Below are 13,165 nucleotides of genomic sequence, written 5' to 3'. Positions count from 1 at the left end.
GAGAGTTTGGTCGCCCCTTTCGCTGTGACGCCGGAAGTAGCAAGCTGGGAGTAGCAAGTCGAACGTCGCGAGGAGCAGTCATGCGCGTAGCAGTTGGAGACCGGTTGCACGTCCAGGGCAGGGTTGTCGGAAAACACGAGCAGACCGCCGAGGTCGTGGAGGTACACGGAGAGAACGGGGAACCGCCGTACCTCGTCCGGTACGACGACGGTCACGAGGCGCTCGTCTTCCCCGGGTCCGACGCGTGGGTGGAACACGCCAAGTCGTAAAGCTGGACCTAGAACGGCCAGCCGATCTGAGCGCTTCGGTTCGAGTCGAATGCGTGGTCGACGGCCCACAGTGTTTCCGGCGTGTCGGCCCAGAGCCGATGGGCCGCCGCGAATGTGCGTGCCCGATGCGCTCCGAGATACAGACTGCCCAGTACATCCAGATCGGCGACGACCTGCGGAGTGTCGTCCGTAGGCGTACAGGTGGCGTGGCCGTCCCGGGCTGTCAGCCGAAAGCACCCACCGGCATGGAGGAACCCGTCGTCGACCTGTAGAACGAGGTCGAGGTCGGATCGGTAGGTGCGCGCCTCGAGTGCGGCTCGTACATCCATGATCCGCACCCACAATCGGTCGTGCCGCGACCGCGTGCGGACCACACGACTATCGGTGAGCAGTTGGGGAAGCGGATCCTCGGGCGCCAGGGTCGTCTCGATGCCGTGCATCAGGTCGAGGCCGAACAGTGCGCGCCACAGCGCAGCGTGAGCGTCGTCGGTAACCGTCCGCATCTCTTGGATCCGGGCGATCATCGCGTCCTCCCCGCCGGCCCGGCGATACAGGGCGTAGCCGTCGTCGTGGAGCATGGCGAACAGGCTCGTACCGCCGCCGCGGTCGATGTCGTGATCGGCGAAAAGCTGATCCCACAAGATGTCGGGCCGAACCTGTGCGCCGGGTGTGATCCGTTGCCAGCGGTCGTAGACGGCTGTGATCGCAGCGCGGGCATCGGTCGGGCGTAGGACGCGTACCCCGCCCGGATCGGGGGCCTTCGGATGGAACGCCCCGAGACGACGGTCGACGCTTACCGTGGACTCGATGGTGGCGGGGCCGTATCCGAATCGCCCGTAGATTCCACCCTCGCTGGCGATGAGCACTGACAGCACAGCGCCGGTCGCTCGTATCCGTCGATGCTGCTCGGTGTAGAGGGTGCGGAGTATCCCCCGGCGTCGGTGCGAGGGTGCGACGGAGACCCCGGTGATCCCTGCCGCTCGTACTGCGACCTCGCCGGGGACGGTGACTGTCATCGGAAAATCCATGGTCACGCCGACCACGGCCTCGTCGTCGACCGCGATGATCGAGCGGTCGATGCCGACGAGTTCGCGCCGCGCATCCACGGCCTCCGAGGTGTACGGGGTACCGAACCCGACTTCGTGCAGTAGCAGAAGATTGCGCCAGTCCTGCTCGTCGGCGGTCCGGACAGTGATCTCAGTGCTGGTCGTCATGTCTCGAGAGAGTGGCACACCCGAGGTGGGTGCCGCATTCGAATTTCGGCGGAAGTCGCTTGGAGCCTTCTCCGGTTGCGCGAATACGCACATCTCGGCATCACATGCACGGACGTTGCTATCGGCGCCGTTGCGGAGGAGTGTGAGACACGTGGGATCAACGGGCGACGCCGCCCGTGGCGTCGCCCTCGACAAGGAAGGGTGACGATCGTGTTTGCACGCTCAACCACAATTCAGGCGCATCCCTCGTTCATCGACGAGGGGATCAAGCACGTGCGCGATGTCGTGATGCCTGCGCTGGCGGAAGTCGACGGTTGCCTCGGTTTGTCCCTGCTGGTCGATCGCGATTCGGGCCGATGCATCGCGACCAGTTCGTGGCGGGACGAGGAATCGCTGCGCTCGAGCGAGGGACCGGTGCGGGAGTTGCGTGACCGGGCTGCCGAGATCTTCCACGGCACCGCGGAGGTGTCGAGGTGGGACATTGCGGCGATGCACCGCGATCACCCCTCGGATCGCGGTGCCTACTGCCGGGTCACCTGGGCCAAGGCGGAACCAGCCCACATGGACCGTGTCGTCGATGTGTGGAAGTTGGCCGGAATACCCAAGATGGAGGAACTCGAAGGGTTCTGCAGCGCCAGCCTGCTAGTGGATCATGCTGCCGGCCGTGCGGTGTCGTCGCTGACCTACGACAGCCGCGAGGCGATGGAACGCAACATGGAACGCATCAACGAGATCAGGGCCGCATCTCTGCGCGAGGCGAACGCCGAGGTGCTCGAGACTGGTGAGTTCGAGCTTGCCATCGCGCACCTTCACGTCCCCGAGATGGCCTGACCGCCAGAGGAAGCACCTTAGAACGTGCCCTGAGCCGCCACTGTGCGGCCTGAAGAAAACCCACACCGCCTGGTGCGGGTTCCTTTCAGGTATGCCTCGAGTCGCGGGCTGCTACGACCCGAAGTTCAGCCCCGCGCTGCCGGTGGACACATCGCCCGTGCCGGGGTTGGTGCCGCCACCGGTGTTGGGGTCGGTGCCGCCACCGGTATTCGGGTCGGTGCCGCCACCCGTGTTCGGGTCGGTGCCGCCGCCCGTGTTCGGGTCGGTGCCGCCGCCCGTGCCGGGATCAGTGCCCGGGTCTGAACCAGGATCGGTTCCACCAGGAGCCGGTCCCGAGGAGAGATCGGTCAGGGTGATAGTCCAGGAGCTCGGGTTGTGGTCCTGGATGAACGCCGCGAGGTCTCCGACATCGTCGAATGCGAAACCGTACGCCTTGCCGTCCTTGGTGTTCTCGTGCAGGGCCCGCGAGTAGTGGTTGGCGACGGCGGTGTTGTAGTGGAGCTTGGTGTCACTGATGGGCTGAGCGGAGTGTTCGAGTAGCGTCCCTCGGTTGAAGGCAGCGCCCAGCATCGCGGCGACCGGTCCGGTCACACCGTCGTTCGGAGCCGCCAGGGCCCCATCACAGAAGAACACGTCGCGGGTGCTTGGTTTGCGGATCGGTGCCACACCCTTGTCGAAGATGAGCACCCCATCTCTGACCCGGCCGGTGTAGGTGATCTGCTTGAGGTGGTCGGTCACCAGCAGGTCGGTGGTGGCGTACTTGCTCCACACCTCATTGATGTACTCGTCGTAGTAGGTGGACGAGAACAGTCCGGAGTCGATGCCGTGGCCGGGGGCGATCACGCGCTTGTTGTCACCGATGATCAGTCGTGCGAAGTCCGGCTGATCGGCGATGGTGGAGAAGATTCTCTCGCGTCCGCCAGGGACGAGTTCGCCGGCGGTCTGCGACGCGTCTCCTTCCAATCGAATGGCCAACGGCACGGAGAACTTGTCGACCATTGTGGTGTTGCAGAACATTCCAAGGTCGTTCAGGGTGAACTCGACGCAGTCGTGCATCACCGAGAAACTGTCGTCGCTCTCAACCCAGCCCGCCGGGTACTGCATTCTCCGGACGCCCTGTTCGTCGGCGACGGCCCTGAACGTCAAGTCGCCGTCGATCGCGAAGTAGATGCGCCCCGACATCTGGGGCAAGACGAAATCTGTGTCTCCGGTGTTGGACAGCGGGATCGCCATGTCGAGGGGGGTGCCGTGAGCGACATCTTGGGGGACCGTTACGAAGACCCCGCTGGCATTGACGAATCCTTGCTGCCCGGCGGGGTTGACACCGGGAATGTACATCTTGATCGCACTGTTGCCGAAGGTTCCGGTGGCGTTGACCACCTTCGTGCGGATAGTGGTAGCAGCGTAGGCGCGAGGGGCCAGAGCCGGAGCAACTGACGACAGAATCGGTGCACCGAGGGCAACTGCACCCAGTGTGCTTCCAAGAAAGGCTCTTCTACTCAACATCTTTTGCTCCCCGTTACTGAGTTGTTATTGAGTCGTTATCGAGCGGAGAGTTTTGCAGACATCTCGGACGAAAGCAACAGCCGTGGAGTAACTCACAGCCAATCGAATCTGACACTTCCATTACCGTGCACGGCAGGAAGATGGGCAGTCGCCCGGCTTCGGTCAGCGGTCAGTTGCCAAGAGCGTGAGCAGGGCGACCGGGTAGGTGGCGAACAGCGAGTCGGCACGGGGTCCGGGAATCGTGTCGTCGTCGGCCGTGTGCACTGTCTCGCCGGTGAGGCGGTCGGTCCACGTCCCCTCGGGCAGCGCGACGGTGGTGTCGCCCCAGCCTGGCCGACCGAGTTGAACGTCGCCGAGTGCGACGCCGTCGAGTGCGACACTGTGCCGGGTTGCCACTGCGACGATGTCAGGGCGCGCACCTGCTGGGCCCCGCGCGAAGCCCACCACGTGGGTTGCGGCCTGCCCGGTACCGAAAATCGGGGTGTAGGACCCCCCGACGAAGGACTCCGGTCTCTCCCGGCGAAGTCTCAGAGCGGCCCGGACGACGTGCATCTTGGCCGCACCCGTCGCATCGACGGGTGGAATCCGCAGTTCCCGGAGGGTGCGCCGCCGCAAGTCGTAGTCCACCAGGCGGCGATTGTCGGGGTCGACGAGGGAGTCTGCCCAGAGTTCGGTGCCCTGATACACGTCCGGAATTCCCGGGCCGCAGAGTTGGAGGAGCTTCTGTCCGAGAGCGTCGGACCATCCGTGCCGTGCCAATTGGGTGCACAGCGAACCGATCGATTTCCCGACCGCCCCGTCGATCACGGTGTCGAGCCAGAGATGGAGATCACGTTCGAAGTCCGCGTCGACGTCGTTCCAGGATGTGCGGGCTCCGGCTTCGCGGACGGCCTTCTCCGCATAGGCGTGGATGCGGTCTCGAAAGCCTGGCACCTCGGCTGCAGCCCGACCGTCCACAGGCCACACACCGAACAGCGTCTGCCACATGAAGAGACCGGTAACCGGATCCGGGGGCGGGGCAATCCGCTCCCACCGATCGACGCATCCGGCCCAGAGGTGGGGCACCTGGGTCAGGACGCCGATCCGGGCTCGGACGTCCTCCCCGCGCTTGGTGTCATGGGTCGAGAGTGTCGTCATGGCCCTCGGCCACCTGGTAGCGCGCTCCGCGCTCGCGAGGTGGAACTCGGCCGGTGCGATGCCCATTCGTGCCGGATTGCCGCCCACTTCTTGAAGTGATGTCAGGCGGGCGGTGCGATAGAAGAGACAGTCCTCCACCGACTTCGCCATCACTGCGCCGCAGACTTGGTGGAAGCGGGTGGCCGCCTCACCCTGATTGATCAGAGCTGCAGCGAGCGCGTCGAGAGGTTCGGCCCATTCCGCTTCGTGTCGGGCGATGTCCCCGATAACGCGGCCCGCCAGTCCGGCGAGCGGGCGGTAGTCCGACCGGTACACGGGCATGGCTGCGATGACGTCCACGACGGCCTCGCGAAGAAGATCACTGCCGCACGCGCTGCCGGTCTCGGCGAGGATCGCACGCACGAGTCGACCGACCTCCGGTGCCAGGCCGGAAGTGGCGACCGTGCGTTTGATCGCCACTTCCTGCTCAGAGAGCCAGGCCGCGTCCCCTCGATCTCCCGTCTTGGCGGCCGACAACGCGGTCAGCGGGGCCGCCCCCGAGGGTTCGAGAAACACACCCCCGAGTTCGGCAAGTGCGTCGTAGCCGGTGGTGCCGTCGATCGGCAGAGTGGTGTCCAGCGGTTCGGTATGAGCCAGGATCTTCTCGATCACGAGCCAGCGGTCCGCGCCGATCACCGCGCGCAGCCGGGCGAGGTATCCCGCCGGATCGGACAGTCCGTCCGGGTGGTCGACGCGCACGCCGTCGATCAGTCCGCCGCTCACCCAGTCTCGAAGTTCGCGGTGCGCAGCTTCGAATACCCGCGGATCTTCCTGCCGGATGCAGGCAAGGTCACTGATCGTGAAGAATCGCCGGTATCCGATGAGCCCGGAATCCCATGGCACCAGGCGGTAGTGCTGCGCGTCGTGCACCGATCGCGGGTCGGTACCGTCGGTGCCCGGCGCGACCGGGAACCGATGCTCGTGAAATGCGAGCAACGGTTCGGTACCGGAGCGGTCGAGCGTCAGTGTTTCGAGATCCGCATCCGATCCGAGTACGGGAAGCGCCAGACGGCCGTCTACGCCGTTGTCCTCATCCCAGTCGATGTCGAAGTACTCCGCGTATTCGGAACTGTGACCGTGAGTGAGTACGTCCCACCACCAAGGGTTTTGGTGGGGTTTCGCAACGCCGACGTGGTTGGGGACGAGATCTACGACGATTCCCATGCCGCGGCAACGTAACTCCTCCGATAGCGCGAGCAGCGCCGCACGACCGCCGAGTGCGGGGGATACGCGAGTCACGTCGGTGACGTCGTAGCCATGGGTCGATCCGGCGGTCGCTGTGAGGATCGGTGATAGGTAGACATGCGAAACCCCCAGGTCATCGAGATAGTCGGCCACGGCAGCGGCGTCCGTGAGGGTGAAATGGTCGCCACGTAGTTGGAGCCGGTACGTCGCCGTGATCGACATGGTTGTCCTCGGTTCAGGCGGTCCGACGCAGCACGACCAGCGACCTGGCCTCGACATGCAGCGGATCTCCCGCTTTGATCACCGATTCCTTCACCCCATTCGGCACGAACGTGTCGAGCGCGACGGTCCATTCTTCGGCGTAATCGGAATGGAGAGTAGAGAAGTCGATTCCCTCGTGGTGCGCGTTGAAGCACAAGAGGAACGAATCACCGACAACCCGTTCCCCCCGTTGGTTGGGTTCGTGAATGCCCTTCCCGTTGAGGAATACCGCCAGCGACTTTCCGAACCCACTGTCCCAATCCTCGGGCGTCATCTCCTCGCCCGACGGCGTGAGCCATGCGATGTCTCTGGTCTGGTCGCCGCTGCGGATGGGTGTGCCCTCGAAGAATCTGCGTCGACGGAACACCGGATTGTTCATCCGCAGTGCGATCACCCGCTTGGTGAACTCCAGTAGGTCTGCGTTCGTATCGGTCAGAGACCAGTCGATCCACGACAGCTCCGAATCCTGGCAGTACACATTGTTGTTGCCTTGCTTGGTACGGCCCATCTCGTCGCCGTGCGCCAGCATAGGGGTGCCCTGGCTCAGCATGAGTGTCGCCAGCATGTTCCGGCTCTGCCGCCCACGGAGGTCGAGGATGTCCGGGTCGTCAGTCGGGCCTTCGACACCGCAGTTCCAGGAGCGGTTATGGCTCTCACCGTCGGTGTTGTTTTCGCCATTGGCCTCGTTGTGCTTCTCGTTGTAGGACACCAGGTCGCGTAGCGTGAACCCGTCGTGGGCGACCACGAAGTTGATGCTCGCGCTGGGCCGCCGGCCAGTCGCCTCGTAGAGGTCGGACGATCCGGTCAGACGGGACGCGAACTCGCCGAGAGTCGCCGGTTCGCCCCGCCAGTAATCGCGGACGGTGTCGCGGTACTTGCCGTTCCATTCCGTCCACAGTCCGGGAAAGTTGCCCACCTGGTAGCCACCCTCCCCGACGTCCCACGGTTCGGCGATCAGCTTGACCTGACTGACAACCGGGTCCTGTTGGACGAGGTCGAAGAACGCGGACAACCGGTTCACGTCGTGCAGTTCGCGCGCGAGCGTGGACGCGAGGTCGAATCGGAATCCGTCGACGTGCATTTCGGTGACCCAGTACCGCAGCGAGTCCATGATCAATTGCAGCGTGTGCGGGTGCCGAGCGTCCAAGCTGTTCCCGGTCCCGGTGTAGTCCTTGTAGTGCTCGGCGTTCCCGTCGACAAGGCGGTAGTAGGCGGCATTGTCGATCCCGCGGAAACAGATGGTCGGACCGAGGTGGTTGCCTTCTGCCGTGTGGTTGTAGACGACATCGAGGATTACTTCGATACCCGCCTCGTGGAACGTCCGGACCATCCACTTGAACTCCGATACGGCGGCGCCAGGCTTCTCCGCCAACGAGTACTCGTTGTGCGGGGCGAGGAAGCCGAACGTGTTGTATCCCCAGTAGTTCCGCAGCCCGCGGTCGAGCAGGGTCTGGTCGTGCATGAACTGGTGCACCGGCATCAGTTCGATCGCGGTGACGCCGAGTCCGACCAGGTGGTCGATGATCACCGGATGCGCCAGCCCCGCATAGGTGCCACGGAGATTCTCCGGAACATCGGGGTGGGTCGCCGTCATGCCCTTGACGTGAGCCTCGTAGATCACGGTCTCGTGGTAGGGACGCTTGGGCGCGCGATCGGAGTTCCAGTCGAAGAACGGGTTTATCACCACTGTGGTCATCGTGTGGCCGAGCGAATCATGTCCGGCCAAGGGGGGTTCCACAGGATTCTCGGCTTCCGCCTCGACCTCGGATTCCGAATGCCCCGACAGGTGCTCTTCGGGGTCTTCGTTGTCGCGGTCGATGGCATCGTGGAGGTCCGCCTGTTCCTCGACGTCGTAGGAGTACAGGGAGCGGTCGCCGTCGAAGGTGCCGTCGAAAGCCTTGCCGTAAGGGTCGAGGAGGAGCTTGCTCGGATCGCAGCGATGCCCGGCCGCCGGGTTCCACGGTCCGTGGACTCGGTACCCATAGCGCTGGCCCGGAGCGACCGTCGGCAGATATGCGTGCCACACGTAGCCGTCGACCTCTTCGAGGCGGATCCGCGTTTCCGTGCCGTCCCGGGCGATCAGGCACAGATCGACGGCTTCGGCTACTTCGGAGAACAGCGAAAAATTCGTTCCGGCCCCGTCGTATGTGGCGCCTAGGGGATAGGCGCTACCGGGCCACACCGGAAACGGCATGGTATCGGTCGAATCGCGAGGGCCCATATCGAAAACAGTAGTGCCCGCAGCCGTTCTGCTCTCTTTTCGACCACTCCTCGCCGGTCAGGCGGCGCTCTGACTATGAGCCGCCGCGCACATTCCTGCTGCAATGGTCCGCACCTCGTCGGCGGTGCACACGTAGGGCGGCATCGCATAGATCAGGTTGCGGAACGGCCGTAGCCACACCCCGGAAGCCACGGCTGCGTCGGTGACCTCCTGCATGTCCACCGGGTTCGCCAGCTCGATCACTCCGATGCCACCGAGAACGCGGACGTCTCGGACTCCGGGGAGGTCGACCGCAGGCCTCAGGCCCGATTCGAGTCCGGCGTTCAGGGCGGCGACCTCACCTCGCCAGTCGCGTGAGCGCAGCAGTTCGATCGAGGCCACTGCGACAGCGCAGGCGAGGGGATTGGCCATGAACGTCGGCCCATGCATCAGCCCACCGGCGTCTCCGGAACTGATGGTCTCGGCGACCTCGCTGGAGCAGAGGGTAGCGGCGAGAGTCATGTATCCGCCTGTGAGGGCTTTACCGACGCACATGATGTCGGGGCTCACCCGGGCGTGGTCGGCAGCGAACCACTCTCCGGTTCGGCCGAATCCGGTGGCTATCTCGTCGAACACCAGCAGTAGTTCGTGCTCGTCGCAGATCCGTCGAAGTTCCGACAGGTACCGGGGATCGTGAAACCGCATGCCGCCCGCACCCTGTACCACCGGTTCTACGATGATCGCCGCCAATTCGGACGAATGTGACTGAACGAGACGTTCGAACTCCGCGACGTAGCCGGCGTCGAACTCGCGCGGCGGCGGTGGCGCGAACACCTGCCGTGCCAGCACGTCCGTCCACAGCGAGTGCATTCCGCCATCAGGGTCGCAGACGCTCATCGGCGCGAACGTGTCGCCGTGATAGCCGCCGCGCCAGGTGAGCAGTCGATGCCTGCCCACCGTGCCGCGGCTTCGCCAGTACTGCAGACACATCTTGATCGCGACCTCGACGGACACCGAGCCCGAGTCCGCGAGGAAGACCTTGTCCAAACCGTCCGGGGAGTTATCCACGAGCAGTTGCGCCAGCCTGGCAGCCGGTTCGTGGGTCAGACCGCCGAACATGACATGACTCATCCGACCGAGTTGTGCGGTGGCGGCCGCGTCCAGGACAGGATGCCGGTAGCCGTGCACCGCGGCCCACCAGGAACTCATACCGTCGACGAGTTCGCGCCCGTCGGCAAGGGTGAGCCGGGTCCCGTTCGCCGAGGCTACGACGAGTGGGGCCGTCGAAGCAGGGAATGCGCCGTACGGATGCCAGAGCAGGGAGGCGTCGAGGGTGGAGATGTCGTCGACGGACAGGCTCGGGTAGGTCACCGCTCGACTCTAGCCACCCGAAGAATGTGACCCCATACCGGGTTGAACACCGTTCAAGTCGCGTATGGTGCTGTGGGTGAGCACCGACCGCGCCCCGTCCACCTGGCTCGACGACATCGAGTACCGGCGACGTGCTGCCGGACTGCGCCGCGAGTTGCGTCCTCGCACCTCCGGTAGTGGACTCATCGATCTGGCGTCGAACGATTACCTCGGCCTCGTGCGCCATCCCGAGGTGGTACGCGGGGCGACGACTGCGCTACGAAGGTGGGGTGCGGGGGCCACCGGCTCGCGGTTGGTCACCGGGTCGACCACCGAACACGATCTGCTCGAAAGGGAGTTCGCGGAGTTTGTCGGCGCCGAATCCGGTCTGGTGTTTTCCTCCGGTTACACCGCGAATCTGGGCGCCGTCACCGCGCTGTCCGGCGCCGGATCGCTGATCGTCTCCGACGCCGGAAGTCATGCCTCACTCGTGGATGCCTGCCGGCTGTCCCGCGCTCGCGTCGACGTTGCCCCGCATTCGAACGTCGAGTTCGTTCGCAGCGCGCTGGCCAACCGGACCGAGGAGCGTGCACTCGTGATCACCGATTCGGTGTTCAGCGCGGACGGCGATCTTTCGCCCTTGGTCGGACTACACCGGGTATGCCGGGAATTCGGCGCGTTCCTACTCGTAGACGAGGCCCACGGCATCGGTGTTCGCGGCAGCGGTGGGCGAGGCCTGGTGCACGAAGTGGGGCTGGCGGGCGAACCGGACATCGTCGTGACGGCCACTTTGTCGAAGTCTCTCGCCAGCCAGGGTGGTGCGGTTCTCGCCTCCGAAAAGGTCCGCGCACACCTCATCGATTCAGCACGCACGTTCATCTTCGACACGGGTTTGGCCCCGGCGTCGGTGGGAGCGGCGCGCGCGGCGCTCTCGATCTTGCGAGCCGAGCCCGATCGCGCCGGCACCGTACTGGACCGAGCCCGCGACCTTGCCCGATTCACAGGGGCGGGGACGCCCGAGTCTGCTGTTGTTTCGGTGATTCTCGGCGACCCGCAGCGGGCGGTCGACGCCGCAGCTGCGTGCCGGGAACAGGGATTGCACGTCGGCTGCTTCCGACCTCCGTCCGTGCCGGAGGGCACGTCGCGCCTGCGGCTCACTGCCCGGGCGACGCTCGGCCCCGAGGAACTGGCTCGGATCGAGACCGTGCTGGCGGACGTCCTCGAGGGAGCGTGGGCATGAGTATCGTCCTGATCACCGGTACCTCGACGGACGTGGGTAAGACCGTGGCTACGGCAGCGCTCGCAGCCGTAGCGCGGGCTGCGGGTCTGTCCGTGGCGGTTTGCAAGCCCGCGCAAACCGGAGTCGCTCCGGGACAGCCGGGTGACCTTGCGGAGGTGAGGAGACTGTCCGGCGTGGCGGCGGTGCTCGAACTCGCCCGCTACCCGGATCCGCTCGCCCCCGCTGCTGCGGCCCGTCGTGCCGGACTGCCGATGGTGCGGTGCGCCGACGTCGTAGAGAGCGTGAGGGCGCTGGACGCCGAACGCGACCTGGTGCTCGTCGAGGGGGCGGGCGGTCTGCTGGTGCGACTGGGAGTCGATGGATTTACTCTCGTTGATCTCGCGCGGGCGCTCGACGCACCGACCGTTGTGGTGGCGGCAGCCGGACTCGGCACTCTCAACCACACCGAACTCACCATCCGAGCGCTGACGGCCGAGCGGCTCGCCTGCGCCGGAATCGTGATCGGCTCGTGGCCGCACGAGCCCGGGCTCGCTGAGCAATGCAATCTTGACGACCTGCCCGCGGTGACCGGCGTCGATGTCGTCGGGTCCATCCCCGCTGGCAGTGGAAGCCTGCAAGCCGCGTCTTTTGCCGCAGCGGCGCCCGGGTGGTTCGACAGCGCCTGGTTGAGCTCGATGCTGGACCTGGCTCGCGACTCACCGCGGCCGGAAATCACCCCCAAGCTCCCCGTTTACCGGTAGTGTGAGCAACGTCACGACTATTCGGCGGGGTTGGGAGAGATTTCATGTCGACCTCCGAGATGCTCGAATTGAACCGCACGATCGACCGTCTGCGGCGCTGCGTCGGTTCGCTGCGTTCGATGTACGGCGATGCCGCACCCGTGCGGCGACTTGATAATGATCTCGAGCGGCTCGAGATCGATGCACGAGAACTCGACTCCTCGCCTCCGCGTACCTCTCGCCCATCGGAGGAACGAATCAAGGTGTCCGATACCCCGTACGACGCGTCGATGTGGCGGGGCGTCGATGACGAGGGTCTGGGCGGACTCCACTACGGGCGCGAATGAGCGCGCCGCCGAAGAATCCCGGTAGTGCTGGCGTCGGGGCTCCGACGCGTGCCCAGATAGCCGAACGCACGCTCCGCACCGACCGGTGGTGGCAGTTGCCGCTGCTCACGGTGCTCGGTCTGTCCGCGTTCGTGATCTACGCGTCGATCCGTTCGTGGGTCAGAACGGCGTATTGGGTCGACGAATATCACTACCTGACACCCTTCTACTCACCGTGCTTGAGTACGTCCTGCGTGCCGGGCTCGAGCCACTTCGGCACGCCTATCGGCGAATTGCCGATGATCATTCCGCTCGGATTCCTGGTGTTGCCGCTCCTGCTCGGATTCCGGCTCACCTGCTACTACTACCGCAAGGCCTACTACCGGTCGGTTTGGCTTGCACCGCCCGCGTGCGCGGTCGCCGAGCCGCATAGCACCTACTCGGGTGAAACGCGTTTTCCGCTGATCGTCCAGAACGTGCACCGCTACTTTTTCTACTTCGCGGTGGTCATCTCCGCGATCAACACTTATGACGCAGTTGGCTCGTTCCGCGGCGCGGACGGCAGGTTCGGCATCGGACTCGGGACCTTGATTCTGGTGGGCAACGTCATCCTGCTGTGGACGTACACCGTCTCGTGCCACTCGTGCCGGCATGTCACCGGTGGCCGGCTCACGCACTTCTCCAAACACCCGGTTCGGTACTGGATCTGGACACAGGTGAGCAAGCTGAACACCCGTCACATGCAATTCGCGTGGATCACGCTGGGCACGCTGATGTTCACCGACTTCTACGTGATGCTCGTGGCGAGTGGAACGCTATCCGACCTCCGCCTGATCAATTGATTTGCCAGTCCGGGCTCGAGACGGCTGTGAGGCCGACGACGTTCGG

11 protein-coding genes are annotated in these 13,165 nt (G+C 64.9%); 6 read left to right on the top strand and 5 right to left on the bottom strand.

All coding sequences use genetic code 11. The features are described from left to right. Positions 1–80 precede the first annotated feature (80 nt). A complete protein-coding gene (locus tag BFN03_RS09375) occupies positions 81–269 on the top strand; it encodes a DUF1918 domain-containing protein (protein ID WP_070378792.1) in 189 nt (62 codons plus the stop codon). Positions 270–277: 8 nt separating this feature from the next. On the opposite strand, the gene BFN03_RS09370 is transcribed toward BFN03_RS09375, so the two are convergent. Beyond that, a complete protein-coding gene (locus BFN03_RS09370) occupies positions 278–1,483 on the bottom strand; it encodes an enhanced intracellular survival protein Eis (protein WP_070378791.1) in 1,206 nt (401 codons plus the stop codon). Positions 1,484–1,684: 201 nt separating this feature from the next. Between BFN03_RS09370 and BFN03_RS09365 the strand changes: the two genes are divergently transcribed. Then, complete coding sequence (locus tag BFN03_RS09365; protein ID WP_070378790.1) at positions 1,685–2,314, top strand: antibiotic biosynthesis monooxygenase; 630 nt, start codon at positions 1,685–1,687, stop codon at positions 2,312–2,314. Between the two features lie 111 nt (positions 2,315–2,425). On the opposite strand, the gene BFN03_RS09360 is transcribed toward BFN03_RS09365, so the two are convergent. The 4 genes from BFN03_RS09360 to BFN03_RS09345 all read right to left on the bottom strand — a co-directional run bounded on the left by BFN03_RS09360 (position 2,426) and on the right by BFN03_RS09345 (position 10,013). Beyond that, positions 2,426–3,820 carry a beta-1,3-glucanase family protein gene (locus tag BFN03_RS09360; RefSeq protein WP_198163438.1) on the bottom strand — a complete coding sequence of 465 codons (1,395 nt, stop codon included), beginning with the start codon at positions 3,818–3,820 and terminating at the stop codon, positions 2,426–2,428. 162 nt (positions 3,821–3,982) lie between these two features. After that, the gene (gene treY / locus BFN03_RS09355; protein ID WP_070378788.1) at positions 3,983–6,403 is read right to left on the bottom strand and encodes a malto-oligosyltrehalose synthase; all 2,421 of its coding nucleotides are present in this window, start codon (positions 6,401–6,403) and stop codon (positions 3,983–3,985) included. 13 nt (positions 6,404–6,416) lie between these two features. Continuing rightward, on the bottom strand, positions 6,417–8,663 hold the full coding sequence (gene glgX, locus BFN03_RS09350) for a glycogen debranching protein GlgX (protein ID WP_070378787.1): 2,247 nt from the start codon (positions 8,661–8,663) through the stop codon (positions 6,417–6,419). Between the two features lie 57 nt (positions 8,664–8,720). Beyond that, on the bottom strand, positions 8,721–10,013 hold the full coding sequence (locus BFN03_RS09345; protein WP_070378786.1) for an adenosylmethionine--8-amino-7-oxononanoate transaminase: 1,293 nt from the start codon (positions 10,011–10,013) through the stop codon (positions 8,721–8,723). A gap of 64 nt (positions 10,014–10,077) precedes the next feature. Between BFN03_RS09345 and BFN03_RS09340 the strand changes: the two genes are divergently transcribed. Genes BFN03_RS09340 through BFN03_RS09325 form a run of 4 tightly spaced genes read left to right on the top strand, consistent with a single transcriptional unit; the run spans position 10,078 to position 13,119 of the window. Then, positions 10,078–11,232: an 8-amino-7-oxononanoate synthase gene (locus BFN03_RS09340; protein WP_070378785.1), complete on the top strand. Its 1,155-nt coding sequence runs from the start codon at positions 10,078–10,080 to the stop codon at positions 11,230–11,232. Next, the gene (gene bioD, locus BFN03_RS09335; protein WP_070380767.1) at positions 11,229–11,972 is read left to right on the top strand and encodes a dethiobiotin synthase; all 744 of its coding nucleotides are present in this window, start codon (positions 11,229–11,231) and stop codon (positions 11,970–11,972) included. The genes BFN03_RS09340 and bioD overlap by 4 nt, the downstream gene beginning before the upstream one ends. Positions 11,973–12,016: 44 nt before the next feature. Continuing rightward, positions 12,017–12,298: a hypothetical protein gene (locus tag BFN03_RS09330; RefSeq protein ID WP_070378784.1), complete on the top strand. Its 282-nt coding sequence runs from the start codon at positions 12,017–12,019 to the stop codon at positions 12,296–12,298. Further along, complete coding sequence (locus BFN03_RS09325) at positions 12,295–13,119, top strand: hypothetical protein (RefSeq protein ID WP_070378783.1); 825 nt, start codon at positions 12,295–12,297, stop codon at positions 13,117–13,119. The genes BFN03_RS09330 and BFN03_RS09325 overlap by 4 nt, the downstream gene beginning before the upstream one ends. Positions 13,120–13,165: the final 46 nt, after the last annotated feature.

This window comes from Rhodococcus sp. WMMA185 (assembly GCF_001767395.1).
Lineage (GTDB): Bacteria > Actinomycetota > Actinomycetes > Mycobacteriales > Mycobacteriaceae > Rhodococcus_F.
This window is presented reverse-complemented; position numbering and strand designations above follow the sequence as displayed.

What these genes read in the sequence shown, in the direction of transcription:
- treY (WP_070378788.1), bottom strand. Translation starts at nt 6,403, where the DNA reads ATGTCGATCACGGCGACGTACCGGCTCCAACTACGTGGCGACCATTTC.
- BFN03_RS09325 (WP_070378783.1), top strand. Translation starts at nt 12,295, where the DNA reads ATGAGCGCGCCGCCGAAGAATCCCGGTAGTGCTGGCGTCGGGGCTCCG.
- BFN03_RS09360 (WP_198163438.1), bottom strand. Translation starts at nt 3,820, where the DNA reads ATGTTGAGTAGAAGAGCCTTTCTTGGAAGCACACTGGGTGCAGTTGCC.
- BFN03_RS09375 (WP_070378792.1), top strand. Translation starts at nt 81, where the DNA reads ATGCGCGTAGCAGTTGGAGACCGGTTGCACGTCCAGGGCAGGGTTGTC.
- BFN03_RS09330 (WP_070378784.1), top strand. Translation starts at nt 12,017, where the DNA reads ATGTCGACCTCCGAGATGCTCGAATTGAACCGCACGATCGACCGTCTG.
- BFN03_RS09340 (WP_070378785.1), top strand. Translation starts at nt 10,078, where the DNA reads ATGGTGCTGTGGGTGAGCACCGACCGCGCCCCGTCCACCTGGCTCGAC.
- BFN03_RS09370 (WP_070378791.1), bottom strand. Translation starts at nt 1,483, where the DNA reads ATGACGACCAGCACTGAGATCACTGTCCGGACCGCCGACGAGCAGGAC.
- glgX (WP_070378787.1), bottom strand. Translation starts at nt 8,663, where the DNA reads ATGGGCCCTCGCGATTCGACCGATACCATGCCGTTTCCGGTGTGGCCC.
- bioD (WP_070380767.1), top strand. Translation starts at nt 11,229, where the DNA reads ATGAGTATCGTCCTGATCACCGGTACCTCGACGGACGTGGGTAAGACC.